We start from the raw sequence: 25,078 nt of genomic DNA, 5'->3' as shown, positions 1-25,078 counted from the left end.
ACCTCGGGCTCGGCCACCACTGTCACCGGTCGGTCGTCGCGCCGCGGCCGCAAGTCACGCGCACGATCCCCGGCGAGCTTGCTAAGGTAGGCGCCTTGCCCAGGAAGGAGTGCACCGGATGAACCTGCGCCTGCCGCGCCTCGTGCTGCTTGTCCCGCTGATCGCCTGCGCCGCGTGGGCCCCGCCCCCGGCCACGGCGGCGCAGCTGAGCATCCCCCCGATCCAGTACCACCAGCGCACCTTGCCGAACGGCTTGCAGGTGCTCAGCGTGGAGGATCACGCCAGCCCCAACGTGGCGGTGCAGGTCTGGTACCACGTCGGCTCCAAGGACGACCCGCAGGGGCGCTCCGGCTTCGCGCACCTGTTCGAGCACCTGATGTTCAAGAGCACGAAGCACATGCACGCCGAGCAGATGGACCGGCTCACCGAGGACGTCGGCGGCGCCAACAATGCCTCCACCGGCGACGACGTCACCAACTATTTCGAGATCGTGCCTAGCAACCATCTGCAGACCCTGCTGTGGGCCGAGGCCGAGCGGCTGTCCAACCTCAACGTGGACGAGAAGAACTTCACCTCCGAGCGCGCGGTGGTGGAGGAGGAATACCGCCAGAGCGTGCTGGCCAATCCGTACGGCAAGCTGTTCAACGCGATCGACCCGAAGTCGTACACGGTGCATCCGTATCAGCGCCCGGTGATCGGCAGCATCGAGGACCTGGAAGCCGCCTCGCTGCAGAACGTGATCGACTTCCACCGCACTTTCTATCGTCCGGACAACGCAACCCTGATCGTGGCCGGCGACTTCGACCCCAGGCAGCTCGATGCCTGGGTCGACCAGTATTTCGGCTGGATTCCCAGGCCGGCCACGCCGATCCCGCAAGTCACCGCGAAGGAGCCCGTACGCAAGCAGGACAAGCGCTACACCGTCACCAGCGAGACCGCCCCGCTGCCGGCGGTGGCGATGACCTGGCTGATCCCGCCGGCATCGGACAGCGCCGACCGCATTCCGCTGCAAGTGGCCGCCGCGCTGCTGTCGCAGGGCGATTCCTCGCGGCTGTACCAGTCGCTGGTGTATCGCCACCAGGTCGCGCAGGAGATCGGCGCGTTTGCCGACACCCGCGTGGGCCCGGGCCTGTTCACCGTCTACGCGGTGCTCGCCAGCGGCCATGAACCGGCCCAGGCGGAGAAACTGCTGAACGAGGAAATAGTCTGGCTGGCGACCCAGCCGATCGCCGACGCCGAGCTGGACAAGGTCAAGACGCAACTGCTCACCAGCGAACTGAAACAGCGCCAGACCGCGCAGGGCATCGCCTTCGCGCTCGGCCAGGCCAGCCTGATCGACGGCAACGTGCAGCACGTCAACGACGACCTGGCCGCGCTGCAGAAAGTCAGCGCGAACGAGGTGCATCGCGTGCTGCAGAAATACGTCACCAGCGCGAAGAAGGTGACCATCGACTACCTGCCGCAGGCCAAGGCCGCACCGGACACCGCCAAGGGAGCAGCGAAATGAGCCGCGCCAACCATTTTCGTCTGGCCGTCTTTACGGCCATCGCGCTGACCACCGGCATTGCTGCGGCAGCCGATTTCCCGGCCACGCCGCCGGCACCCGGTCCGGCGCCGCAGTTGAACGTGCCCACGCCCACCGCGCAGACCCTGCCCAACGGCCTGGAGGTCATCAGCGTGCGCCGCGCCAACCTGCCGCTGGTGACCGCGCAGCTGTGGGTGCGCCGCGGCGGCGAGATGGACCCGCCGCGGCTGGCCGGCCTGGCCGACCTCACCGCCAACCTGCTGAGCAAGGGCGCGGCGGGCAGGAGCGCGCCGCAGATCGCTGCCGCCGCCGAGGCGCTGGGTGGCTCGCTGGATGCTTCCGCAGGCTGGGACGAGAGCGCCATCGGCATCACCGTGACCACGCCGAAACTGCCGCAGGCGCTGGGCCTGCTGGCCGAAGTGGTGCGCCAGCCGGATTTCGCCGAGACCGAGGTGCAGCGCGCCCGCAGCCAGGCGATCGACGACCTGCGCCTGCAGCTGAGCCAGCCCACCGCGCTGGCCGCGCTGGCGGCCAACCGCGGCGTGTTCGGCGAAGGCGCCTATGGCCATTCGCGCCACGGCACGCCCGACTCGCTCAAGCGCATCACCCGCGCCGACGTGCAACGCCTGCACGACGCGCTGTACCGGCCGGACAACGCGATCCTGATCCTCGCCGGCGACATCACTCCCGCGCAGGCCTTGCAGCTGGCGCAGGCCAGCTTCGGCGACTGGGCCAAGCCGGCCACGCCGCTGCCGCCGCGCCCGGCCGGCAGCGCTGCCAGCCAGCTGCCGCCGATCCTGCTGATCGACCAGCACGGTGCCGGCCAGGCCGGCGTGGTCGCCGCGCACGCCGCGCCGCCGCGCCGCGACGACAGCTACTACGTCGGCAGCGTGGCCAACGCGGTGCTGGGCGGTTCGTACTCGGCACGCCTCAACGAGGAAATCCGCATCAAGCGCGGCCTCTCCTACGGCGCCGGCAGCCGGCTGCAGGGGCTGGGCGATGGCGGCGTCTGGCTGGCCTCGGCGCAAACCAAGAACCCGTCCGCGCCGCAGGTGGTCGAGCTGATGCTGGGCCAGTTCAAGCAGCTGGGCGACAGCCGCGTGGACGCCGATGAACTCGCTGCGCGCAAGGCCACCCTGATCGGCGCTTACGGCCGCAGCCTGGAGACCACCGCGGGGCTGGCCGGCGAGGTCGCCGAACTGGCGATCTACGGCGTGCCGCTCGACAGCATCGGCAAGTACGTCACCGAGGTGCAGGCGGTCACGCCGAAGCAGATCGAGAAATATGCCCGCAAGCACCTGGCGGCCGACGACCTGCACGTGGTGGTGGTGGGCGATGCCGCGCAGTTCGGCGCGGCGATCCGCAAGGATCATCCGCAGGCGGTGCTGCTGCAATCCACCGCGCTGGACCTGGACAGCCCCAGCCTGCAGGCGCCGGCCGGTCGCTGAAGTTCCGGCGGAACGCGCACGGGAACCCCTGCAACGGCAGGGGCATCCCGTGGCCGCGGGGCATCGCGGCAATCATTCTTCGCCACCCCTTGGTTTCACTTCGGTTCGACGTTATTTAGTGAACCATCAAGTTCACTAAAATTCCGCCCCGTCCGAGGTTGCCATGCACGTCCCGTTTTCCGCCCGCCTGCTGCTGCTGCTGGCGCTGGCGTCGTCTCCGCTGCCGCTGCTGGCGCAATCGGTCCATCTGCAGGTGCAGGGCGGGCGCAGCTACATGGATGGGCATGGCACTCCCGCGCTGTTCGTCGAAGCGGTGTTCGACGACCATGCGATCGGCGACAGCCGCTGGAGCCTGGCACCCGACGTCTCGCTGGGCTGGATCGACGGCCGCGACATTGCCCGCTTTCGCGACAATCGCTACCCCACCCGGGAGCAAGCCTGGCTGCTGGCCGCCGGTGCGCGCCTGCAGTACCGCACGGCCGATGGTGCGCCAGGCCACTGGTTCGCCAGTTTCCAGCCGGCGCTAAACAGCGCGCGCACGCAGGCGCTGAGCAGCCCGTACGAGTTCGTCACCACGCTCGGCTGGCAAGGGCACCGTTTCAGCTTCCAGATCCGGCACGTTTCCAACGCTCGCCTGCATCAGCCCAACCGCGGCGAGACCATGGCGCTGGTGGGCATCGGCTTCGATCTCTGACCGATCGCCTCAGTGCCCGCCAGCGACCGGCCGCGCCTTCGGTGTGAACGGCGGCTTGGCCAGCCAGATCACCAGCATCAGGCCGATGAAGATCCAGCCCAGCGCGTGGAACACCTCGTTGAACGAGATCTGGTAGCTCTGCTGGGTGATCATGCCGTTGATCACGCTGCCGCCCAGTTGCGGATCGCCGTGGCCCAGCTGCTGCATCGCGGCCTGGCTGACCGGGCTGTAGGGCGTGATGTGCTCGGCCAGCTGCTCGTGGTGGTTCACCGCGCCGCGGGTCCACATCAGCGTGGTGATCGAGGCGGAGAAACTGCCGCCCAGCGTGCGCAGGAAGGTCGACAGCCCGGAACCGGCGGCGATCTCGTCCTGCTGCAGGTCCGACAGCAGGATGGTCAGCGTCGGCATGAAGAACAGCGCCACGCCCAGGCCCTGCAGCAGCTGCACCATCGCCACGTGGTAGAAGTCGATCTGCAGGTAGAAGTCCGCGCGCATGAAGCAGGTCGCGCCCATCACCAGGAATGACGCCGCGGCGAGCAGGCGCAGGTCCATGCGGGTGGCGTACTTGCCCACGAAGAAGGTCAGCAGCACCGGGATCACGCCCAGCGGCGCGGTGGCGAAGCCGGCCCAGGTGGCGGTGTAGCCCAGGTTCTGCTGCAGCCACAGCGGCACCAGCAGCGCGATGGCGAAAAACGCTGCGTAGCCCAGCACCATCGCCACCGTGCCGGTGGTGAAGTTGCGGTGGCGGAACAGCTTCAGGTCCACGATCGGGTCGGGGTCGGTCAGCTCCCAGATCAGGAAGATCGCGATCGCGATGGCCGAGATGATGCTGGCCACGATGATGAAGTTGGAGTTGAACCAGTCCGCGTCGTTGCCCTTGTCCAGCACGATCTGCAGCGCGCCCACGCCGATGATCAGCGTGATCAGGCCGACGTAGTCGATGCGCGGGCGCTCGGTCTTCTCGACCTTGCCGCGCAGCTGGTTGGCCACCACCACGCTGGCGAAGATGCCGATCGGCAGGTTGATGAAGAAGATCCACGGCCACGAATAGTTCTCGGTGATCCAGCCGCCGAGGATCGGTCCGGCGATCGGCGCCACCACCGTCACCATCGCCAGCAGGGCCAGCGCCATGCCGCGCTTGGCCGGCGGGTAGATGCTGATCAGCAGGCTCTGCGTGATCGGGTACATCGGGCCGGCCACCGCGCCCTGCAGCGCGCGGAACACCAGCAGCATGCCCATGCTCTGCGACACGCCGCACATGAACGAGGAGGCCACGAACAGCAGCGTGCACGCGGTGAACAGGCGCACCTCGCCGAAGCGGCGGGTGAGGAAGCCGGTCAGCGGCAGCGAGATCGCCATGCTCACCGCGAACGAGGTGATCACCCAGGTGCTCTGGTCGTTGCTGACGCCGAGGTTGCCGGCAATCGTCGGCAGCGAGACGTTGGCGATCGTGGTGTCCAGCACCTGCATGAAGGTGGCCAGCGACAGGCCGACCGTGCTCAGTGCCAGATTGGGTGGGCGGAATGGGGTGGTCATGGCCGTGTCAGTCGGTGGGACGGGAGATCCCTCTCCCACCGGGAGAGGATGCCCGAAGGGCGGGTGAGGGTACGGGCGGAGCGCGTCGTCGCGGTCTCCGCCGAACCCTCTCCCCAACCCCTCTCACCCGCAAGGGGACTTCCTTCGGTCGCCGGGAGGGAGAGGGGCGATATCGCGTCATTTTTCGCCGGCCATGTTGGCGTGGATGATCTCCTTGATCGCCGCATCCGCCTTGGCCAGCTGCTGCTTGTAGATGTCGGTGCTGAAGGCGGGTTGCGAGGGCGCGCGCTGCGCCAGCGTGGGGCCGCTGCGGTCATGCAGGTTGACGTCCACGTTGAGCGACATGCCCAGCCGCAACGGGTGCTGCTCCAGCTGCTTCGGGTCGGTGAACACCACCCGCACCGGGATGCGCTGCACGATCTTGATCCAGTTGCCGGTGGCGTTCTGCGCCGGCAGCAGCGAGAACGCGCTGCCGGTGCCGATGCCCAGGCTCTCCACCTTGCCGGTGTAGCTCACCGCGCCGCCGTAGACGTCCGATTCGATCTCCACCGGCTGGCCGATGCGCATGTCGGTGAGCTGGGTCTCCTTGAAATTGGCGTCGATCCACACCTGGTGAAGCGGCACCACCGCCATCAGCGGCGTGCCGGGCTGCACGCGCTGGCCGACCTGCACCGAGCGTTTGGCCACATAGCCGTCCACCGGGGCCAGCAACTGCGTGCGCGCGTCGGCGAGGTAGGCGGCGCGCAGCTGGGCCGCCGCCACCTGCACGTCCGGGTGCGAGGCGACCACGGTGTCGTCGACCAGCACCTTGCTGGTCTGGTACTGCTGCTGCGCCGTGATGAGGGCGTTCTGCGCGGTGGTCAGCGCGTCGCGGGCATGCGCCAGTTCCTCGGTCGAGATCGCGCCGGACTTGGCCAACGCCACGCGCCGCTCGTAGTCGGAGCGCGCCTTCGCCACCGCCGTCTGGCTGGCGGCGACGTCGGCGTGTGCGCCGCTGACGCTGGAGTACAGGCCGCGCACCTTGCGCACGGTCAGCGCCAGGTTGGCCTTCGCCTCGGCCAGGGCCACGTCGGCATCGCTGGGGTCGAGTTTCACCAGCACGTCGCCGGCGTGCACCAGGTTGCCGTCGTCGGCGCCGATGCTGACCACGGTGCCGGGCACCTGCGGGGTGATCTGCACCACGTTGCCGTTGACGTAGGCGTCGTCGGTGCTCTCGTACCAGCGGCCTTCGAGGAAGTACCAGAGGCCCCAGCCAATGGCGGCGAGCAGCACTACCACGCCGAGCGCGCGCAGCAGCGCGCCGCGGGATTTCTTCGGCGCCGGCAGCGGCGGCCTGGACTCGGCCTTGCTCTCGTTCGAGTCGGATGAGGGTTGAGCAGACATGGGGGAAGCCTCAGCGATGCGCAAAAGTGGAAGATGACGGTGCCGGCGCGCCGGCCTGCGGCGGGTAGCCGTCGCGGGGTGCCTGATCCTGCGGGCGGTATCCACCGCGGGGTGCTTGACTCTGGGGGCGGTATCCACCGCCCAAGGCCTGGATCAACTGGATCGAACGGTCGACCTGTTGCGCCTGCAGCGCGGCCACGCCGCGGTCGGCGGCCAGCAGCTGCTGGCGCACGCTGAGCGCTTCCAGGTAGCTGCCGACGCCGGCCTGGTAACGCTGCAGCGCGAGATCCCACGCCTGCCGCGCGGCGGCCTGCGCGCGCTGCTGGGCAGCGAGCTGCCGCTGCAGCGATTGCGTCGCCGAGACGTCGTCGGCAACCTCGTTCACCGCGCCGACCAGGGTCTGGTTGTACTGCGCCACGGCCAGGTCGTACTGGGCGTCCTTGGCCGAAAGGTTGGCGCGCAGCCGGCCGCCGTCGAAGATCGGCAGGCTCAGCGAGGGGCCGAGCTGGTAGAAGCGCGCCGGCAGGGTGAACGGGTTGCCGCCGCCGAGCCGGAGCACGCCGGCCATCGCGCCGATGCTGATGTTGGGCAGGAACTCGGTCTTGGCCGCCTTGATGTCCTTGCCCGCGGCCTCGACCCGCCAGCGCGCGGCGACCAGGTCGGCGCGATGGCCGATCAGTTCCAGCGGCAGATTCTCCGGCACCGCCAGCTCGGCCGGCGCCAGCACCTGTGGACGGGTGATCTCGTCGCCGCGATCCGGGCCTTTGCCGAGCAGCACGGACAGCGCGGAGCGCGCAGCATCCACCGCGCGATCGGCCAGCGCGGCTGCCTGCTCATCCGTGGCCACTTCGGCCTCGGCCTGCTTCAGCACGATGCGGTTGTCGATGCCGGCGGCCACGCGCTGCGCGGTGAGCTGCTGCGACTGTTGCGCGCGTTTCAGCTCGCCGGCGGCCAGGTCCTGCTGGGCGAAGGCATAACCGAGTTGCGCATAGGCGCGGGCCACGTTGCCGGACAGTTCGATGCGCGCGGCGCGGGCCTCGACCTCGGCGGCACGCGACGCGCCCAGCGCGGCTTCCCACGCGGCGCGCTTGCCGCCCCACAGATCCAGGCCCCACTTGAAGCTGGCGTAGGCGTAGCTGGCCAGGTTGAAGTGGCCGCCGCCGGCATCGGCGGGCATCACCGTGGTCGGGATGCGCGCGCCGGAAACGCTGGCCCCGGCATTCACGCTGGGGCGGCGCGCGGTGTCGGCCAGGCCGGCGGCCGCCTGCGCCGCGCGGGCGCGCGCATCGGCCACGGCCAGGCCGGGGTTGTCGGCCAGCGCTTCGCGGATCAGCCGGTCGAGCTGCGGGTCGCCCAGTGCGCTCCACCAGTCGCTTTCGGGCCAGGCGGCCGCGATGTCGTTCGCGCCGAGATGGTGCGCGGCTTTCAGCGAGGCGGGGTCGAGCGGCGCGCCGTTCGGATGCAGGCCGCCGCTGCTGGCGCAGGCGGCCAGCGCGAGGGTCAGGGCGGTGGCAGCCGCAAGGTGATGCAGACGCATACGTGGGGGGCTCCGAGGGGGAGGGTCAGTTCTTGTCGCGAAGGGCGTGCAGCACGCGCTCCAGGTAGTCGTGCAACCGGGCCTGTTCGGCCTCGTCCAGCGAGCGCTGGGCGGCATTCAGCACGCGTTCGTTGCAGTCGGTCAGCTGCTGCCAGATCGCCTGGCCCGACTCGGTCAGCTCGATCCGCAACGCGCGGCGATCCTGTTCATGCGGGCAGCGGCGCAGGTAGCCCTTGCGTTCGAGCTGGTCGAGCTGGCGGGTCATCGCGCCGCCGTCCAGTTCGACCGAGCGGGCCAGCTCGCTGGCCGACATCGGGCCGAGCCTCGCCAACCGCTTGAGGATCAGGAACTGGGTGAAGCGCAGGTTCACGTTCTGCGCGGCCAGCTCGGCTTCCATCGCCCGCACGATCTCCGCGCGCACCAGCCCGAGCAGGATGCCCAGGCTTTCTTTCGGGGTGGCAAAGGCGAGCGACTCGGTATTCATGGCCGCGCATTCTATTGCCTCAAGTATATTTGTCAAGGCAAATATGTGCTGGAATGCTTTTGCCTTGGCAAGATGTCAGGCGGCACGCACCCGCTGGGCCTGCAGCTCGTCGCGCACCAGCGCGTGCAGCGCCGGATCGCGGAGGGTGAACAGTTCGAATACGCCCAGCGCCTGCAGGATCGGCAGTTGTGCCAGCAGGCGCGGTTCGGCTTCGCGGCGCACCGATTCCGGGGTGGCCGGATCCAGCATCAACTGGGCATGGATCACGAAATCGGTGAGCGCATCGATGCGTGGGGCATGGACGGGGGTGGGGACGGGGAGTAACGACATGTCGATCTCCTGCATGGGTTGGCACAAGGACGTCGGCGGGTGCCGCGTCGTGACAGGCTGCAAGACAGCGCGGCGGGCGTGGCGGCTGGGAGGTGCGCCGCGGACGGGCGTGACCGCATCGCCGGCGTCACGGTCACGTGTGGGCACATGACTTGGGGGACAGGCGACATTAGGTCGCTGCGACGTAGCATGGGAAGGCAGTCCCCACTGCTGGTACTCCCACTACCCGTTCCGGATCGCCCATGAAAGCATCCATGCAACGCACCGAGCTGAAGGCCTTCCTGCGCACGCGGCGTGCCGCGCTCACGCCCGAGGCGGCGGGTCTGCCGCGGGGTTCGCGCCGGCTGACGCCGGGACTGCGCCGCGAGGAAGTGGCGGCGCTGGCCGAGGTCGGCGTCACCTGGTACACGTGGCTGGAGCAGGGCCGTGCAATCAACGTATCGGCGGCGGCGCTGACCCGGATCGCCCGCGCGCTGTCGCTGTCGCCGACCGACGAGGCCTACCTGTTCGCCCTGATGGGGCTGTCGCGCACCGACGTGCCGGAACATCACTTCAGCCTGCCGCCGGTGATGCACGAGGTGCTGCGGATGTACCAGGCGCCGGCCTTCGTGCTGGACACGGTGTTCAACGTGCTGGCCTGGAACCGCATGGCCGAGTGCCTGTACGACTTCGGCGAGTTCGACGGCCCGTTCGCCGACAACCACCTGTGGAACGCGTTCATGAATCCGGCGCGGCGGCGGCTGTATCCGGATTTCGAGAACGGCGCGCTGAATCTGCTCGGCATGTTCCGCATGAACCAGGCGGCGCATCCGGAAGACCCGCGCTTCGCCCGGCTGACCGAGGCGCTGGCCGAGGCCAGCGCGGAGTTCGTCGAACTCTGGCAGCGCTGCCACACCGCGCCGCTGAGCGCGATCGTGGTGCCGTTCTTCCATCGCGAGTTCGGCGACCTCAGCATCCATTCGATGCGCCTGCCGATCCGCGACAGCGACCACGTCGATCGCGCCACCGCGTTCTTCTTCGCGCCGGCGAATGCCGAGACCGCGGCGAGCTTCGCGCGCGTCGCCCGGCGCCTCGCGGCGGAGCAGACCGCGCAATCGGCGTGATGCGGCGACCGTTGCCGCAGGGGCCATAATCTCCGCGATCCCGATTTCACCGCGAGGAGACGGACATGCCAAGCCCCGACGTGCGGGCGTTCTTCGACCAGGCCAGCCATACCTTCAGCTACGTGGCCTGGGACCCGGCCACCCGAAGGGCCGCCGTGCTCGATGCGGTGCTCGATTACGAGGCGGCCTCCGGGCGCACCGGCCACGCCGCCGCCGATGCCGTCATTGCGTTCGTGCGCGCCGAGGGGCTGACGCTCGATTGGGTGATCGACACCCACGTGCATGCCGACCACCTGTCGGCGGCGTCCTACGTGCAAGCGCGGCTGGGCGGCAAGCTGGCGATCGGCGAGCACATCCGCGAGGTGCAGGATACGTTCGGCGCGCTGTTCAACGCCGGCGACGGGTTCGCCCGCGACGGCAGCCAGTTCGACCACCTGTTCACCGATGGCGAGCGCTATCGGGTAGGCGGGATCGAGGCGCAGGCGATCCACACGCCGGGGCACACGCCGGCGTGCATGACCCACCTGATCGGCGACGCGGCGTTTGTCGGCGACACGCTGTTCATGCCCGACTACGGCACCGCACGCTGCGACTTCCCCGGCGGCGACGCGGCTACGCTGTACCGCTCGATCCGGCGCATCTTCGCGCTGCCGGAGGCCACCCGGATCTTCCTGTGCCACGACTACAAGGCCCCCGGCCGCGACGAGTTCGCGCACCAGACCACGGTGGCGGCCGAACGCCAGGGCAACATCCACGTGCATGACGGCATCGGCGAGGAGGAGTTCGTCGCCATGCGCCGCGCGCGCGATGCCACGCTGAAGGTGCCGCAACTGCTGCTGCCGGCGGTGCAGGTGAACATGCGCGCCGGCCGGTTGCCGCCGGCCGAGGACAATGGCGTGCGCTATCTGAAAATCCCGCTGGACGCGCTGTAGGCGTCCATCCCTTTCTACGGAGCATTGCATGCAGATCCATCCGCTTGCCGGTGCGCTGAGCGTCAGCGCGCAAATCGACGTCGACGACATCGCGGAACTCGCCGCGCAGGGTTTTCGCGGCATCGTCAACAACCGCCCCGACGGCGAGGAACCCGGCCAGCCGGACAATGCCACGCTGGAATCGGCGGCGCGTACCGCCGGCCTGGCCTGGCGGCATATCCCGGTGGCGGGCATGCCGTTCGCACCCGCGACCTTGCAGGAGTTCGGCGCGGCGCTGGAAGAACTGCCCGGCCCGCTGCTGGCGTTCTGCCGCAGCGGCACGCGCAGCAGCGCGCTGTGGGCGATGCTGGCGCCGGGCACGGCCGACGAGATCCTGGCCACGGCGCGCGCGGCGGGCTACGACCTGTCGATGCTGCGGCCGTGGCTGGGCTGACGCCTTGAGGCGCCGCCGCGCGCGGCGCGACTGACTCGCGTGCCGCTTGCGGCACAATGCGCGCTGTTTGTCGCGGGAGGGTCGGATGTTCTTCGTGCTGTTGAGCGTGTTGTGCAGCGTGGCGGTGTCGGTGCTGCTGAAGCTGGCGCGGCGCTGGCGCATCGACGTGAGCCAGGCGATCGCCTGGAACTACGTGGCCACCAGCGCGCTCACCGCGCTGCTGCTGCAGCCGTCGCCGGCGAGCCTGCGCGGCGGCGAGGTGCCGTGGCTGGCACTGGTTGCGCTGGGCATCCTGCTGCCCACGATCTTCCTGGCGCTGGCCGCGGCGGTGCGCCACGCCGGCATCGTGCGCAGCGACGCGGCGCAGCGGCTGTCGCTGCTGCTTTCCCTGCTGGCCGCGTTCGTGCTGTTCGGCGAGCAACTCTCCGCGTTCAAGCTCGGCGGCATCGCGCTGGGCCTGCTTGCCCTGCTGGGCATGGTCTGGCGCAGCGAACGCTCGCCGGCCGATCCCGGTGCGGCCGGCTGGCTGTATCCGCTGCTGGTGTTCGCCGGCTTCGGCGTGATCGACATCCTGTTCAAGCGCGTGGCCCTCGCCGGCGTGGCGCTGGGTACCTCGCTGCAGGCGATGTTCGCGCTCGCCCTGCTGGTCGCCTCCGCCATGCAGCTGTGGCGGCGCGCACGCGGCACCACCCGCTTCACCGCCCGTAGCGCCGGCGCCGGACTGCTGCTGGGCCTGGCCAACTTCGGCAACATCCTGTTCTACCTGCGCGGCCACCGCGCCTTGCCCGACCACCCGGCGCTGGTCTTCGCCAGCATGAACATCGGCGTGGTGGCACTGGGCGCGCTGGTCGGCCTGCTGCTGTTCCGCGAACGGCTGAGCCGGCTCAACCTCGCCGGCGTGGCGCTGGCGGCGGTGGCGATCGGGGTGCTGGCGCGCGGCTGACGGGTCGCCTGCCTGTGGATTTTGCCTATCGGCCAGCCATCGGGCGGGCCGGATCATCGACGCCGCTTCATCTCGCGCTCGCGAGTCGGGCGAACGCACCCGGTGAGGCATTTTCAAAGCGATCCAGCAGCAACTTCACGAAGGCGGCCACGCGGGCGCTCAGGTGGCGATGCGAGGGATACAGGGCCCAGACTTCGACCGAGTGGTCGGCGAGCGCGCCCCAGTCGAGCAGCCGGCCCGCGTCGATGTCGGCCTGGACCAGCGAGCGCGGCATCGCGGCGGCGCCCACGCCGGCGAGCACCGCATCGTGGATCATCGCCATCGACGACAGACGCAGCACCGTATGCGTGGCGATGCGGCGCACGCTGCGTGCGCGACTGAGCTGCCAGGTCGCATCGGGCGGCGTGCGCGACAACGTGATTGCGGGCACCACGGCGTCACTTCTTCCCGCTGGCCGCAGCAGTGACGGCGTGGCCACGACCACCATCACGTCGCGCAGGAAGCAGCGGCCGGCCAGGTCGGTCGAGGGGTCGGGGTTGGCGCGGATGATCAGGTCGAAATCGTCATCCACCGGATCGACGAAGCGATCCTCGGTGACCACTTCCAGCTGCACCTGGGGGTAGGCGAGCGCGTAGTCCGCGGCGATGCGGCCCAGGCCGCGCTGGCCGAACAGCACCGGCGCGCTGATGCGCAGACGGCCGCGTGGCGTGCCGATGCTCCCGCGCAACGCCTCGCCCACTTCGTCGATGTGTTCCAGCAGCGACTGCGTCCGTTCCTGCAGCTCGCGTCCCTCCGGCGTCAGCCGGAGCGTGTGGCCGCCGCGCTCGAACAGGCGAACGCCCAGCGCATCCTCCAGCTGGCGTACCCGTCGCGACAGCGTGGCCTTGGGTCGGCCGGTGGCCCGGGCGGCGCGGCCGAAGCCGCCGTGTCGCGCCACGTCGTTGAAATCGGCCAGGGCGAGCAGATCCACGGGTGTTCCATGAGCGAGACGGGATGTCCAGATTATGCGGCTATCGGGACGCTTCGTGAAACATCAGGATGGCGCTGTCCAACACTTCCAAGGAGATCCCCATGAACATTCTCGTCACCGGCAGCACCGGCACCATCGGCAGCCTCGTCGTCCGCGGCCTGGCCGCACAGGGCGCCAGCGTCCATGCGCTGACGCGCAACCCGGACCAGGCGTCGTTCCCCGACGGCGTCATCGCGGTCAAGGGCGACATGACCGATGTCCCCTCCATGCGTGCCGCACTGAAGGAGGCCGACACGCTGTTCCTGCTCAACGCCGTGGTTGCCGATGAAGTGACCCAGGCCATCGGCACGCTGAGCCTGGCGCGCGAGGCCGGCATCAAACGCATCGTGTATCTGTCGGTGCTCAACAGCGACAGATACACCGACGTGCCGCATTTCACCGGCAAGTACACGGTGGAGCGGATGATCGAGCAGTTCGACCTGCCGGCGACCGTGCTGCGCCCGTCCTACTTCATGCAGAACGACGCGATGCTTCGCGACGGCCTGTTGCAACAGGGCCGCTACGGCATGCCTATCGGCAACGTCGGCGTGGCGATGGTCGACGTGCGCGACATCGCCGAGGTCGCGGTGGCCGCGCTGCTGCGTCGCGCGCGAGCGGCGGCGCCACTGCCGCGCGAGGTGATCGAGATCAGCGGGCCGGACGTGCTGACCGGCGATGCGCTGGCGACGATCTGGTCCGGCGTGCTCGGCAGGCCGGTGACGCCTGCGGGCAACGACCTTGATGCCTGGGAGACTTTCATGGCCGGCCTGATGCCGTCCTGGGCAGCCCATGACCTGCGCCTGATGCTGGCGCGGTTCCATGTCGACGGCATGCTCGGCAAACCTGGCGCGGCGGAAATCCTCACTGGCCTGCTCGGGCATCCGCCGCGCCGTTACCGCGATCTTGCCGTCGAACTGGCCACGGCCTGGCAGGCGGGGTGAGGGCATGGGCGCCGGGCGAACGGCGCGGGCACCCGGGGCGCCATCCGCGCCCCGTTCCGCGTGAACCTCACGGCGTGCGCGATCCCGCATACGCCGCCACCGCAATCATGTCGTCGACGGTCAGCTGCGAGGCTTCCAGCCGCATCGGCGCGGCGGCGGGATTCGAACGCTGGCCAGCGCGGAACAGCAGCAGCTCGCGCACGATATAGGTCGGCGAGCGTCCGGCCAGCGGCGGAATGAGGTCCGTGCCCTGCAGCTTCGCGCCGTGGCAGGACTCGCAGGCTGGCGCCGCGCTGCTGCCGTTGGCCGCGATCACCGCGCCACGCGCGATGCTGCCGGGCGGCACGTAGGCGACATAGCGGGTGCGGTCGCTGCCGTATCGATAGTCATCGAAGGACACCGGTACCTCGACGATGCGCTCGCCCAGCGGTTCGCGCGCGCCACCCCGATCCGGCACCTGCACGAATTCCATCCAGTGGATCTTCGGCACGTTCGCGCTTTCGACCACGCGCGTATGCGGCACGAACTTCAGCCGCGAAAAATAGCCGGCGGCGAGCTGCAGGTCGTCGTCGCTGAGGCTGCGCGCCTCGTCGGCCATGTCCTGCGTGGTGCGCGGCGCGCTCGCCCCGCGCTGGCCGTGCCGGAACGCGGCCACCTGTTCGAGGATGTAGCCCTTCGGCAAACCCATGATCTGCGCGGTCGCGGGAACGCCGGCGCCATTCACCATGTGGCATTCCGCGCACGGCCATGGCCAGCCGGGCTGGCGATCGACGGTGACGATCGGTGGCGCGGCCGAATGGTCCTGCGGGAACCAGTCGGGAACGAAGTGCTCGACGTCCAGTTGCGCCTGCGTGTAACTGCGCGTGCTGCCCGCCACGTGAATGATTCTGGCCGGGTCGGACTTCGGCGCGTGCGGGTCCGGCGGCGGAAATCGCGGAAACGCCCATGCCTCGGCCGCGTCAATCTCCGCGTCTGGCGATTCCCCGCCGACCGGAGCGTGGGTCGCGAGCACGGGGAACACCTGGCACAGAAGAGCCGTGGTGATGAGCGTCGTCCACTTCCTGCCTTCGATTCGCATGTCGTTCCCCTTGCCGGTTGAAAAACTCCACGCTGCGCCGGTGTGAGCTGGCGCTATCGGTCACAAAGCCGGGCGGCCGGGTTCATGAGCAAACAAATGCCTGCGCACCGGGGGCCGGCGTGGGCTTGCACAGGTCCGGCCAGCCGTACTGCTTCCAGTACGCGAGCATGCCGAGGCGTTGCGCAAAGCCCTGAAAAGCGGGATCGCGGCGCGCCCGGCGCGACCAGGGTTCCGGCTGCCACAGCCAGTTCAAATAGGCGTCGGACAGTCCGCTGTGGCCGTGCTCATACAGATCGAATGAACGCGCCGGTGCGCCGAGTTGCAGCAGCATGGTCGGCGCCCAATTGTCATCGGCGTGCGTGGCGACGATCTGCAATGCGGCCTGGCGTTGTGCGGCATCGCCGTAGGTGCCGCGGTAGATCTCCTGCAAATCCGCGCGGGAAATCTTCGTGCCCATCTCGCTGGTGGAGCTTGCGAAGTCCCGCGCGGAAGCCTGCACGTCGCCGTGCGCGGCATCGTAGAACTCCAGCATCAACGCGCCGAACGCCGAATCCGCCACGCCGGCGCGATGGACGTAGGCCAGCGCGCCGGCCTGATCGCCTTCGCGCCAGCGCAGCATGCTCTTGTAGAACAGCAGCAGGGGATTGGCCGGATCGTCGACGAGCGCCGCATCGATGCGCGCCTCTGCGGTGCGGGTGCGGCCCATCGCGGCGAACTCGTTGGCGGCCCAGTAGTTGACCGCGGAGTTCTCCGGCGCCAGCTTCAGCGCCCGCTGCATCGGTTCCACCATGGCCGTGTAGTGGCGCTGCGAAAACTGGTTGTAGCTGAGCGCGGCATAGGCTTCCGCATCGCCCGGATCGAGCGCCAATGCACGATGGGCGGCATCGTCGGATGTCTTCCAGCTCGCGTTCCAGTCACCGGCTACATATTGCGGCAGCACCGCGTTGGCCACGGCGAGCTTGGACCAGGCGCGCGCGAAGCCTGGATCGAGGGCCGTCGCCTGCTGCAACAAGGCAATCGCGCGCGGCAGGCTGTCGCCCACGCGGCGATTCACCAGTTCCTGCGCGGTGACGAAATCCGCGTATGCGTCCGCGCTGCGGGTGGCCACCGGCACCAGCCGCGTGTTGCCGACATCGCCCAACACCACTTTCAGATGCTCGGTGATCGCCCGGGCGATCCGCTCCTGCAGGTCGAAGATGTTGTCCAGGTTGCCGTCGTAACTCTGCGACCATGCCTCGAAACCGTCGCGGGTGCGGATCAGTTGCACGCTGATCCGCACCGCCTGGCCCTGCGTGCGCACCGAACCTTCCAGCACGTTGGCCACATCCAGCGCCTTGCCGATCGTGCGCAGGTCGGCATTGTGGTCGCCGTAATAGAACGAGGAGGCGCGCCCGGCGACGCGCAGATCCTGCACGCGCGCCAGCGCATTCAACAGTTCCTCGGCCATGCCGGCGGAGAAATAGCCGTGATCGTGGGCGGGACTCAAATCCTCGAACGGCAGCACGGCGATGGATTTTGCCGGAACGATGGACCCCGGACCGTCGCCCAATCCCGCGCCCTTGCGCCACACAAACGTATTTGTCAGCAGCAGCACGACCGCGACCAGCAGCACGCCGATGATCCACTTGTCCAGCTTGCGGCCAGTGGCGTGCGCGATGGAATCGCCCGCCGCGATCTCGCTCTCGCGCCTCAGGCCTTCAGGCGTGAATTCATAGAACCACGCGAACGCGATCCAGAACGGGAACCCGATGGCCGCCGCAATCAGGAACCACCGCGTCGCCCAGTCCGGCAACCCGACCGCCGGGCTGAACTGCGACAGGCCCTGCCCGAACGCCCACACCGTGCCCGCGTAGAGCATGGCGGCGCGCCATACGTTGCGGCGCTTGAGTTCGGAAATGAGTGAGGGCCGCGCGCTCATGGCGTGCCGGACTTCTCGGGCGTGTATGGCAGGTCGATCTTCTTCAACACCGCCATGAAGCGCGAATCGTTGCGGATCGGGTCGAACGCCCGATTCCAAAGCAGTTGTGGCGTTGCGCTGTCGCCATTGACCGCAAACTCCCCGAGAACGGCGAGTGCGTGCTCGTTTTCCCTCAGCGCGACCAGGAACAATGCGTGCACGATTGCGTCATGGCGGAGATCGACCAGCGCAGGTGACGTCTCCAGGACCTCGACCGCGCTCGGACGCAAATGCGGATCGGCGATGCCGCGCACCAACAGCGCGCTGACATCGGGGTGGTACGGGCTCGACAGGCGCATCTGCCGTTCCGCCTCGGGATAGCGATGCAGGGAGAGATACACCCACAGCGCGATGCGGTGCCCCAGCAGTCCGTCCGGATGCGCGGCCAGTGTGCTCTCGATCTGTTTCAACGCGGCATCATCGCGATGCAACACGAACAGAAGCTGCGCACGCACGGCGCCACTGACACCGGAGAGCGGATCGCGCTGCAGGGCCCGGTCGATTTCCGCCAGGGCGGGTTCGATTTGACCGACCGCGTACAGGAATTGCGCGTATTGATCGACCGCTTCGGCGTCACCGGGCGCCAACGCGAGCGCGCGTCGCAACGCGCGATCGGCATCGGCCCAATGCATCTGGTTGGTGTAGACGATGCCCTGCGCGACATAGGCCAGAGCGACGTCAGGATCCAGCGCAAGCGCATGCTGTGCGGCAGCCAGCGCGTGCGTATCGGCGGTCTCTTCCGAACCCGAAGTATACGAAGGCAGCAATGCCTGCGCTTCGGCCAGCGCCGCCCATGCTTGCGTGTAGTCGGGATCAATCTTCACCGCCTGCTGGAAGGCGTCACCGGCCTCGCTCACGGAACGCACGGCCAGCAACGTCAATCCGCGCAGATAAAAATCGTGTGCGCGCGGCTCAACGGCTTTTTGTGCGACGAGCGACTGACCGCTTCCGCCCGCCAACTGCACTTTGAGCTTGTCCGCGATCGCCTGGGAGATTTCATCCTCGACCGCGAAGATGCTGGTCAGCTTGCGATCGTATTTTTCCGACCACAGGTGATAGCCGCTGCGCGTGTCGATCAGCTGCGCGGTGATGCGCACCTCGTCGCCGGATTTCTGCACGCTGCCTTCCAGCACGGTGGCGACGTCCAGCACGTCGCCGACCTTGCGCAAGTCCTCGGCCTTGCCCTTGAACGCAAAAGCGGACGTGCGCGCGGCGACCTTCAGGTGCGGCAACTGCGCCAGCGCGTCCAGGATTTCCTCGGTGATGCCGTCGCTGAAGTAGTCGTTTTTCGGATCTCCGCTCATGTTGACGAACGGCAGCACCGCGATGGACTTGGCGGGCAGTGTTGGCGCGAGTGATGCGCTCGTGGATGGCCCGGCCGTCGGCGGGTTGGCGCGAACCGTCGACGTGGATGCTGCCGCGACACCCTGCATCGGCTGCCTGGCGTCGTGCTGGAAATGCCACCAGCCAAGTCCCGCGATGGCAGCGACCAGCACGCCGATCAGGCCGACCGCGACGCCGGCGTGGCGCGCCGGTGATGGCGCCATCGAATCGGTGCCGATGGTGCCGTCCGTGCGCACGATACCTCGGGGCGTGGCATCGAATGCCCATGCCAGCACCAGCGCGATCGGGAAGCCGAGCAGGATCAGCAATACCACCGCCTGATCGATCCAGTCCGGCAGATGGAACACCGGCAGCACCTGCGTCGCCACCTGGATCAGCAGCCAGCCGACAATGGCATACGCAGCCGCCACGCGATACACGTGGCGGCGCCTGATCTCTCGCCAGAATCCCCGCTGGGCCATGGGCATGCGCCGAGTCGCGAAAGCGCGTCGTCCCTGCTCGTTCCGCGGCGGCATTCTGGCATAGATCGCGGGGCTTTCCGCTGCCTTCGGCCAGTCCGTGGCCGCGGCTTTTGCAGCCACGCAAGTTCCTGCGCAATGACTTCTGGCGGATGAAGGCCGGCCGGGGTGGAGCCTAAGCTCGGCGCTTCGCCTGCCGGATGCCAGCCCATGCGCAAACTTCCCCTCGCCGCGGTGCTTGCCGCGCTGCTGCTCACCTCGACGGCCTTTGCCGGCACGGACAAGAAGGACGACAAGGCGCCCCCCGAGTCGAAGCCCGACGCGGCGCTGGTGCAGCCGCAGTCCTCGACCAGCGAGGGGTCGGTGTCGGTCGAGGGCAAGCGGGTCGACTACAAGGCGGTGGCCGGCACGCTGGTGCTGCACGGCAGCGGCGACAAGGAGGACGAGCCGCAGGTCAGCATGTTCTACGTCGCCTATTTCAAGAAGGGCGTCGATGCCGGCAAGCGGCCGGTCACCTTCATCTACAACGGCGGTCCCGGCTCGGCCACGGTGTGGCTGCACATGGGCGCGTTCGGGCCCAGGCGGGTGGTCACCAGCGACGACACGCACACGCCGGCGGCGCCGTACCAGCTGGTCAACAACGACTACAGCCTGCTCGATGCCTCCGACGTGGTGTTCATCGATGCGCCCGGCGCCGGCTTCAGCCGGCTGATCGCGAACGACGAGGACAAGGCCAAGCGCGAGGAGCAGATGAAGGACCGGCGCAAGGCGATCTACGGCGTCGACGGCGACGCGCATGCCTTTGCCCAGTTCATCACCCGCTTCCTGTCGAAGTACGACCGCTGGAACTCGCCGAAGTACCTGTTCGGCGAAAGCTACGGCACCACCCGCTCGGCGGTGCTGGCCAACATCCTGGAGAACGAGGACAGCGTCGACTTGAACGGCGTGATCCTGCTCTCGCAGATCCTCAATTTCGACACCAGCATCGACGGGCCGGAGTTCAATCCGGGCGTCGACCTGCCGTATGAGCTGGCGTTGCCGACCTTCGCCGCCACCGCGTTCTACCACCACAAGTTGCCGCAGCAGCCGGCCGCGCTGGAGCCGTTCCTGCGCGAGGTGGAGCAGTACGCGCTGGGCGAGTACGCGCAGGCGCTGATGGCCGGCTCGCGGCTGCCCGAGGCGCGCAAGCAGGCGGTGGCGGAGAAACTGCACCAGTACACCGGGCTGCCGGTGGCGTACCTGCTGAAGGCGAACCTGCGCGTCAGCGGCGGCATGTTCGAGCACGAGCTCCAGGCGGGCGACGACACCACCACCGGCCGGCTCGACACGCGCTTCTCCGGCCCGACGATCGATCCGCTGGGCAAGGCTTCCGAATACGACCCGCAATCCTCGGCGATCAGCTCGGCCTACGTGTCCGCGTTCAACGATTACGTGCGGCGCGAGCTGAAGTTCGGCCAGGGCCGACAGTACCGGCTGTTTGCCGACATCGACCATTGGGACTTTTCGCACAAGGCGCCGGGCGTCCAGGGCGAGGCGCTGCAATCCTCGACCAACGTGATGCCGGACCTGGCGATGGCGATGAAGACCAATCCGGGTCTCAAGGTCTACCTCAACGGCGGCTACTACGATCTGGCCACGCCCTACTTCGCCGCCGACTACGAGATGCACCACCTGCCGATCCCGGCCAGCCTCGAAGCCAACATCAGCTATGCGTGGTATCCGTCCGGCCACATGGTGTACGCGCACGCGCCGTCGCTGAAGCTGCTGCACGACAACGTCGCCCGCTTCATCGAGCAGACCGACAACGTGAAGTAATCGCCCGCCCTGGGGGCGATGGCCGGCTGTTCAGCGCCGTGAGGTGGTGTGCCGCGGCGCGGTGGAACCGCGCACGACCAGTTCCGGGCTGAAGCCCTCGTTGGTGCCTTGCGCCGGCTCGCCGTGGGCGGCGCGCTGCAGGTCGCCGATCAGGCGTTGCGCGGCGTGGCGGGCGATCTCCTCGGTGGCCTGGCGGGCGGTGGTCAATGCCGGCCAGGACTGCTTGGAGAACGGGCTGTCCTCGAAGCCGGCGATGGAGAGCTCGTACGGCACGTTGATGCCGTCCGAGTGCGCCGCGGCCAGCACGCCGGCGGCGATCTCGTCGTTGGAGCCGAAGATCGCGGTGGGCCGGTCCTTCAGCGCCAGCAGCTTGCGTGCGCCGCGGAAGCCGTCGTCGAAGGTGAAATCGCCGGGCAGGATCAGCTTGCGGTCGAGCGCGATGCCGTAATCCTTCAGCGCATCCTCGTAGCCCTGGTAGCGCTCCGGGCTGGAGCGGTGCTCGCGCCCGCCCCACAGGAAGCCGATGCGCTGGTGGCCGAGCTGGATCAGGTGTTCGGTGATCGCATAAGCCGCGTCGCGGTCGTCCACGTAGACGCAGGGGTAGCCATCCTGCGGGTCCTTGCGCGCGGAGATGATGCGGATGAACGGAATCCCGGCGTCGCTCAACGCCTGGATCAGCGCGGGCTGCTCGGACATCGGCGGCGCCAGCACCAGCCCGGCCAGGTGCGAGCGGCGCACCAGCGTGCACAGCTCCTCGGCCAGCGTCGGCGAGGAGGAATCGCAGGGATGGATCTGCAGGCCGAAGCCGCTGGAGCGGCACACCGACAGCACGCCGCGCTGCAGGTTGATGATGTAGTGCGCGTTCGGGTTGTCGTAGACCAGGCCGATCGCATAGGCACGCGTGCTGCGCAGGCTGCGCGCGGTGGGGTCGGGCTGGTAGCCGAGCGCGTCGATCGCCTGCTGCACCCGCTCGCGCGTGCGCGCATGCACCGAGGGCTCGTTGTTGATGACGCGCGACACCGTCTTCAGCGAGACGCCTGCCCGTTCCGCGACATCCTTGATGGTGGCGCTGCGCACCGCTGGACCTCGTGCATCGTGAGTGGGGCGCCGGCAGCGCCATGTGCCGACACCGCCGCACAGCCGGTGTGCGGCGGCGTGTGCATCCTAGCGTATGGCCCCGGGACTGGCGAACGGCGCGATCACGGTGCCGCGCGCCGCTGGCCCACGCGGTGGCCGGCCAGTCCGAAGTACAGGATGTACAGGTAGCACGGCACCATCAGCACGGTGAAGGCGAGCTGGAAGTCGATGTGCTGCTTCAGGTGCACGAACAGCTGCGGCACCACCGCGCCGCCGGCGATCGCCATGATCAGCAGCGCCGAACCGCGCTCGGTGAGGTCGCCCAGGCCCTTGATCGCCAGCGGAAAGATCGCCGGCCACATCATCGCGTTGGCGAAGCCCAGCGCGGCGACGAAGCCGACCGAGACGTAGCCGTTCGTGAGGTAGGCGCCGATCGAGAACAGCACGCCGAGCACCGCCGATACCGCGAGGTAACGCTGCTGCGAGATGTAGCGCGGGATCAGCACCAGGCCGACCAGGTAGCCGGCCAGCATGCCGCTCAGGGTGAACGCGGTGAAGACCTTGGTGCGGTCCAGCGGCAGGTGGAAGCCGGCGCCGTAGGTGCCGATCGCGTCGCCGGCCATCACCTCCACGCCGACGTAGAGGAACAGGCACAGCACGCCCAGCCACAGGTGCGGAAAGCTGAAGATGCTGCCGTGCCCGTGGCCGATCGCGCGCTCGCTGTTGGCGCCTTCCGGCGTGATCTCCGGCAGCGACGAACGCGCGATCCAGATCGCCAGCACCACCAGCAGGCCGGCCATCACCATGTACGGCGTGTGCACCTTGCCGGCGAAGGCGTTCAGCAGCGCCTCGCGCGCCTCGACGGTGGGCGCCGCGGCAACCTGCTCGCCGAAGCTGCCGATGCCGCTGAGCACCAGCGCGCCGAACACGAACGGCGCCAGCACGCCGGCCACCTTGTTGCAGATGCCCATGAACGCGATGCGCTGCGCGGCGCTGTCGATCGGGCCAAGGATGCTGATGTACGGGTTCGATGCGGTCTGCAGCAAGGACAGCCCGGCACCGATCACGAACAGCCCGGTCAGCGCGCCGGCGAACACGCGCAGGCTGACGAACTGGCCGAACAGCACGGCGCCGACCGCCATCACGAACAGGCCCAGCGCCATGCCTTTCTTCATGCCGGTGCGACGCAGGATCATCGAGGCGGGCAGCGAGAACACCAGGTAGGAAATGTAGAACGCGAACGGCACCAGGAACGCATAGGCGTCCTCGACCTGGAACGCCAGTTTGACGAAGGTGATCAGCGGACCGTTGAGCCAGGTCACGAAGCCGAAGATGAAAAACAGCAGGCCGATGATCAGCATCGGCCCGAGTTGCTGCTGCCGGGACGGCGCGGCCGCCAGTGTGGTGCTCATGGTGGTGGATCTCCCCGGGTGCAGTGTCGCTGCGGCCGGCTGGCCGTGCTGACAGGAATGTCTCCTTATTCCGCAAAAAGTGCAACGTTGTCAATCGACGCCGGCGACGGGACATCGCTGCGGCGGATGGTCGAGCGCATCCACCGCCGTTCGGATCGCATCGTTGCGGCAGTGCAACAGGTGGTCCGGGCCGCCAGGCGGCCATGAATATGGCTTGCACAAAGCCTCCAGGCGCACACTTGAAGCAACCTCGCAGGTTGCCATGACAGCTTTGCTGCGACGCCACAGCCGCGTCGCGAAATTGGACGACGATCACAGTTGACAACGTTGTCATCTTGACCACAGACTCGCCCTCCATCAGGCCGGCGTGCGGCCGCGCCGAGTGACCGGCGCACGCGTCGGGATCGCAGCGGAGTTTCGGGAGATCGTCCGTGGGGGAAGTCGCCAACCAGCGCCATGCCGTGTCGCCGTCGACCACCGTGCCGGTCGCTGCGGCGTCGTCGGAGCGGGTATCTGCGGCGTCGGACGGCGAGGCGGCGCAGCCGTTCCTCGCTGCCGATGTCGGCGGCACGCATGCGCGGGTCGGCCTGGTCAGCAGCTGCGGCGATGCGCACGGCCCGGTCAGCGTGCTGCACTTCCGCCGCTACGCCTGCGCCGAGTGGCCCGACCTCGCCGCGATGCTGCGCGACTTCGTCGCACAACTGGCGCACACGCCGCACGCGGCCGCGGCCGCCGGCATCCGCGAATGCGCGGTGGCCTGCGCCGGTTACGTGCTGGACGACGCGATCGTCAACGGCAACCTGGCCTGGCCGGTGTCGATCCGCGCGATCCGCGACGCGCTGGGCATCCGGCGGTTGGCCGTCATCAACGACTTCGAGGCGGTGGCCTATGCCACCCAGTTCCTCGACGCGGCCGATACCCGCTGCATCATCGAGGCGCCCGCACCGCCGCCGGGGCCGGTGCTGGTGATGGGTCCGGGCACCGGGCTGGGTTCGGCGGTGCTGTTGCCGGGCTCGCCGCGCGCCCGCGTGCTGGCCACCGAGGCGGGACAGATCTCGCTGGCGCCGGGCACCGAGCGCGAGATCGAGATCCTGCGCCTGCTGCGTCGCGAGCGCAGCCACGTCTCGTTCGAGGATGCGCTGTCCGGGCCGGGCCTGCTCAAGCTCTACCGCGCGCTGGCCGAACTGCACGGCCGCGCGCCGCGCTGGAGCACGCCGGCCGAAGTCACCGCCGCGGCGCTGGAAGGCCGCGACCCGGTCGCCCGCGAAGTGCTGGAGATTTTCTGCGGCCTGCTCGGCAGCTTCGTCGGCGATCTCGGCCTGCTCTACGGCGCCCGCGCGATCTACCTGGCCGGCGGCATCCTGCCGCGCATCCACGATTTCCTGCTGGCGAGCACGTTTGCCGAGCGCTATTTGAACAAGGGCGTCATGCGCGCCTGGCTGCAACAGGTTCCGGTTCGACTGATTGAGCACGGCCAGCTTGGTGTCATCGGCGCCGCAGGCTGGTTTCTGGATGAAGGGCGCAACCCCAGGCAAGGAGCTTGAGATGAGCCCGATCCCGCAGCACGGCGCCACGCCCACCGTCGTTGTCCGCTGTCCACCGCCACCACGCGTCACCCACAGTCCGCGACCGCATCCAC

General features: G+C 68.6%; 21 protein-coding genes. 10 read left to right on the top strand and 11 right to left on the bottom strand.

What is annotated here, in order from left to right; genetic code table 11:
* The first annotated feature begins 118 nt into the window (after positions 1 to 118).
* The 3 genes from ACVCL3_RS10560 (at position 119) to ACVCL3_RS10550 (ending at position 3,667) form a co-directional block, all read left to right on the top strand.
* Positions 119 to 1,507: a M16 family metallopeptidase gene (locus ACVCL3_RS10560; protein WP_447101234.1), complete on the top strand. Its 1,389-nt coding sequence runs from the start codon at positions 119 to 121 to the stop codon at positions 1,505 to 1,507.
* Positions 1,504 to 2,973 carry a M16 family metallopeptidase gene (locus ACVCL3_RS10555; RefSeq protein WP_447101233.1) on the top strand — a complete coding sequence of 490 codons (1,470 nt, stop codon included), beginning with the start codon at positions 1,504 to 1,506 and terminating at the stop codon, positions 2,971 to 2,973. The genes ACVCL3_RS10560 and ACVCL3_RS10555 overlap by 4 nt, the downstream gene beginning before the upstream one ends.
* 163 nt (positions 2,974 to 3,136) lie before the next feature.
* Complete coding sequence (locus tag ACVCL3_RS10550) at positions 3,137 to 3,667, top strand: acyloxyacyl hydrolase (protein WP_447101232.1); 531 nt, start codon at positions 3,137 to 3,139, stop codon at positions 3,665 to 3,667.
* 9 nt (positions 3,668 to 3,676) lie between these two features.
* On the opposite strand, the gene ACVCL3_RS10545 is transcribed toward ACVCL3_RS10550, so the two are convergent.
* The 5 genes from ACVCL3_RS10545 to ACVCL3_RS10525 form a co-directional block, all read right to left on the bottom strand.
* Entirely contained in the window at positions 3,677 to 5,203 is a 1,527-nt protein-coding gene (locus ACVCL3_RS10545; RefSeq protein WP_395120890.1) for a DHA2 family efflux MFS transporter permease subunit, read from the bottom strand.
* Positions 5,204 to 5,380: 177 nt separating this feature from the next.
* Positions 5,381 to 6,586, bottom strand: coding sequence for an HlyD family efflux transporter periplasmic adaptor subunit (locus tag ACVCL3_RS10540; protein WP_447097596.1), 1,206 nt, complete (start codon positions 6,584 to 6,586; stop codon positions 5,381 to 5,383).
* Positions 6,587 to 6,596: 10 nt separating this feature from the next.
* A complete protein-coding gene (locus ACVCL3_RS10535) occupies positions 6,597 to 8,123 on the bottom strand; it encodes an efflux transporter outer membrane subunit (protein WP_447101231.1) in 1,527 nt (508 codons plus the stop codon).
* Positions 8,124 to 8,148: 25 nt separating this feature from the next.
* On the bottom strand, positions 8,149 to 8,607 hold the full coding sequence (locus tag ACVCL3_RS10530; RefSeq protein ID WP_395120893.1) for a MarR family winged helix-turn-helix transcriptional regulator: 459 nt from the start codon (positions 8,605 to 8,607) through the stop codon (positions 8,149 to 8,151).
* Between the two features lie 75 nt (positions 8,608 to 8,682).
* Positions 8,683 to 8,937, bottom strand: a complete 255-nt coding sequence (locus ACVCL3_RS10525; RefSeq protein ID WP_447097594.1) for a hypothetical protein — start codon at positions 8,935 to 8,937, stop codon at positions 8,683 to 8,685.
* Positions 8,938 to 9,179: 242 nt separating this feature from the next.
* Here ACVCL3_RS10525 and ACVCL3_RS10520 point away from each other — a divergent pair, with 242 nt between their 5' ends.
* The 4 genes from ACVCL3_RS10520 to ACVCL3_RS10505 all read left to right on the top strand — a co-directional run bounded on the left by ACVCL3_RS10520 (position 9,180) and on the right by ACVCL3_RS10505 (position 12,348).
* Entirely contained in the window at positions 9,180 to 10,040 is an 861-nt protein-coding gene (locus ACVCL3_RS10520) for a helix-turn-helix transcriptional regulator (RefSeq protein WP_447101230.1), read from the top strand.
* Positions 10,041 to 10,105: 65 nt separating this feature from the next.
* A complete protein-coding gene (locus tag ACVCL3_RS10515; RefSeq protein ID WP_447101229.1) occupies positions 10,106 to 10,972 on the top strand; it encodes an MBL fold metallo-hydrolase in 867 nt (288 codons plus the stop codon).
* A gap of 28 nt (positions 10,973 to 11,000) precedes the next feature.
* Positions 11,001 to 11,405, top strand: a complete 405-nt coding sequence (locus ACVCL3_RS10510) for a TIGR01244 family sulfur transferase (protein WP_447101228.1) — start codon at positions 11,001 to 11,003, stop codon at positions 11,403 to 11,405.
* Positions 11,406 to 11,490: 85 nt separating this feature from the next.
* Positions 11,491 to 12,348: an EamA family transporter gene (locus ACVCL3_RS10505; protein WP_447101227.1), complete on the top strand. Its 858-nt coding sequence runs from the start codon at positions 11,491 to 11,493 to the stop codon at positions 12,346 to 12,348.
* 67 nt (positions 12,349 to 12,415) lie between these two features.
* Here the strand turns inward: ACVCL3_RS10505 and ACVCL3_RS10500 are convergent, their stop codons facing one another.
* Positions 12,416 to 13,318: a LysR family transcriptional regulator gene (locus ACVCL3_RS10500; RefSeq protein WP_447101226.1), complete on the bottom strand. Its 903-nt coding sequence runs from the start codon at positions 13,316 to 13,318 to the stop codon at positions 12,416 to 12,418.
* Positions 13,319 to 13,419: 101 nt separating this feature from the next.
* Here ACVCL3_RS10500 and ACVCL3_RS10495 point away from each other — a divergent pair, with 101 nt between their 5' ends.
* Positions 13,420 to 14,298: an NmrA family NAD(P)-binding protein gene (locus ACVCL3_RS10495; protein ID WP_447101225.1), complete on the top strand. Its 879-nt coding sequence runs from the start codon at positions 13,420 to 13,422 to the stop codon at positions 14,296 to 14,298.
* Positions 14,299 to 14,365: 67 nt separating this feature from the next.
* On the opposite strand, the gene ACVCL3_RS10490 is transcribed toward ACVCL3_RS10495, so the two are convergent.
* The 3 genes from ACVCL3_RS10490 to ACVCL3_RS10480 form a co-directional block, all read right to left on the bottom strand.
* A complete protein-coding gene (locus ACVCL3_RS10490; protein ID WP_447107225.1) occupies positions 14,366 to 15,175 on the bottom strand; it encodes a c-type cytochrome in 810 nt (269 codons plus the stop codon).
* A 283-nt stretch (positions 15,176 to 15,458) separates the two neighbouring features.
* Complete coding sequence (locus ACVCL3_RS10485) at positions 15,459 to 17,294, bottom strand: tetratricopeptide repeat protein (RefSeq protein ID WP_447101223.1); 1,836 nt, start codon at positions 17,292 to 17,294, stop codon at positions 15,459 to 15,461.
* Positions 17,291 to 19,258 carry a hypothetical protein gene (locus ACVCL3_RS10480; RefSeq protein WP_447101222.1) on the bottom strand — a complete coding sequence of 656 codons (1,968 nt, stop codon included), beginning with the start codon at positions 19,256 to 19,258 and terminating at the stop codon, positions 17,291 to 17,293. Before ACVCL3_RS10480 ends, ACVCL3_RS10485 begins: the two co-directional genes overlap by 4 nt.
* Positions 19,259 to 19,345: 87 nt before the next feature.
* Between ACVCL3_RS10480 and ACVCL3_RS10475 the strand changes: the two genes are divergently transcribed.
* A complete protein-coding gene (locus ACVCL3_RS10475; protein WP_447101221.1) occupies positions 19,346 to 20,950 on the top strand; it encodes a S10 family peptidase in 1,605 nt (534 codons plus the stop codon).
* 30 nt (positions 20,951 to 20,980) lie between these two features.
* On the opposite strand, the gene ACVCL3_RS10470 is transcribed toward ACVCL3_RS10475, so the two are convergent.
* The gene (locus tag ACVCL3_RS10470; RefSeq protein WP_395120906.1) at positions 20,981 to 22,027 is read right to left on the bottom strand and encodes a LacI family DNA-binding transcriptional regulator; all 1,047 of its coding nucleotides are present in this window, start codon (positions 22,025 to 22,027) and stop codon (positions 20,981 to 20,983) included.
* Positions 22,028 to 22,149: 122 nt separating this feature from the next.
* Positions 22,150 to 23,439 carry a sugar MFS transporter gene (locus ACVCL3_RS10465; RefSeq protein WP_447097584.1) on the bottom strand — a complete coding sequence of 430 codons (1,290 nt, stop codon included), beginning with the start codon at positions 23,437 to 23,439 and terminating at the stop codon, positions 22,150 to 22,152.
* Between the two features lie 431 nt (positions 23,440 to 23,870).
* Between ACVCL3_RS10465 and glk the strand changes: the two genes are divergently transcribed.
* Positions 23,871 to 24,983, top strand: a complete 1,113-nt coding sequence (gene glk, locus ACVCL3_RS10460; RefSeq protein ID WP_447101220.1) for a glucokinase — start codon at positions 23,871 to 23,873, stop codon at positions 24,981 to 24,983.
* Positions 24,984 to 25,078: the final 95 nt, after the last annotated feature.

The sequence above is a fragment of the Rhodanobacter sp. UC4437_H4 genome (assembly GCF_052978425.1).
Note: the sequence above shows the minus strand (reverse complement) of the source record. Positions and strands in the feature narration are given on the sequence as shown.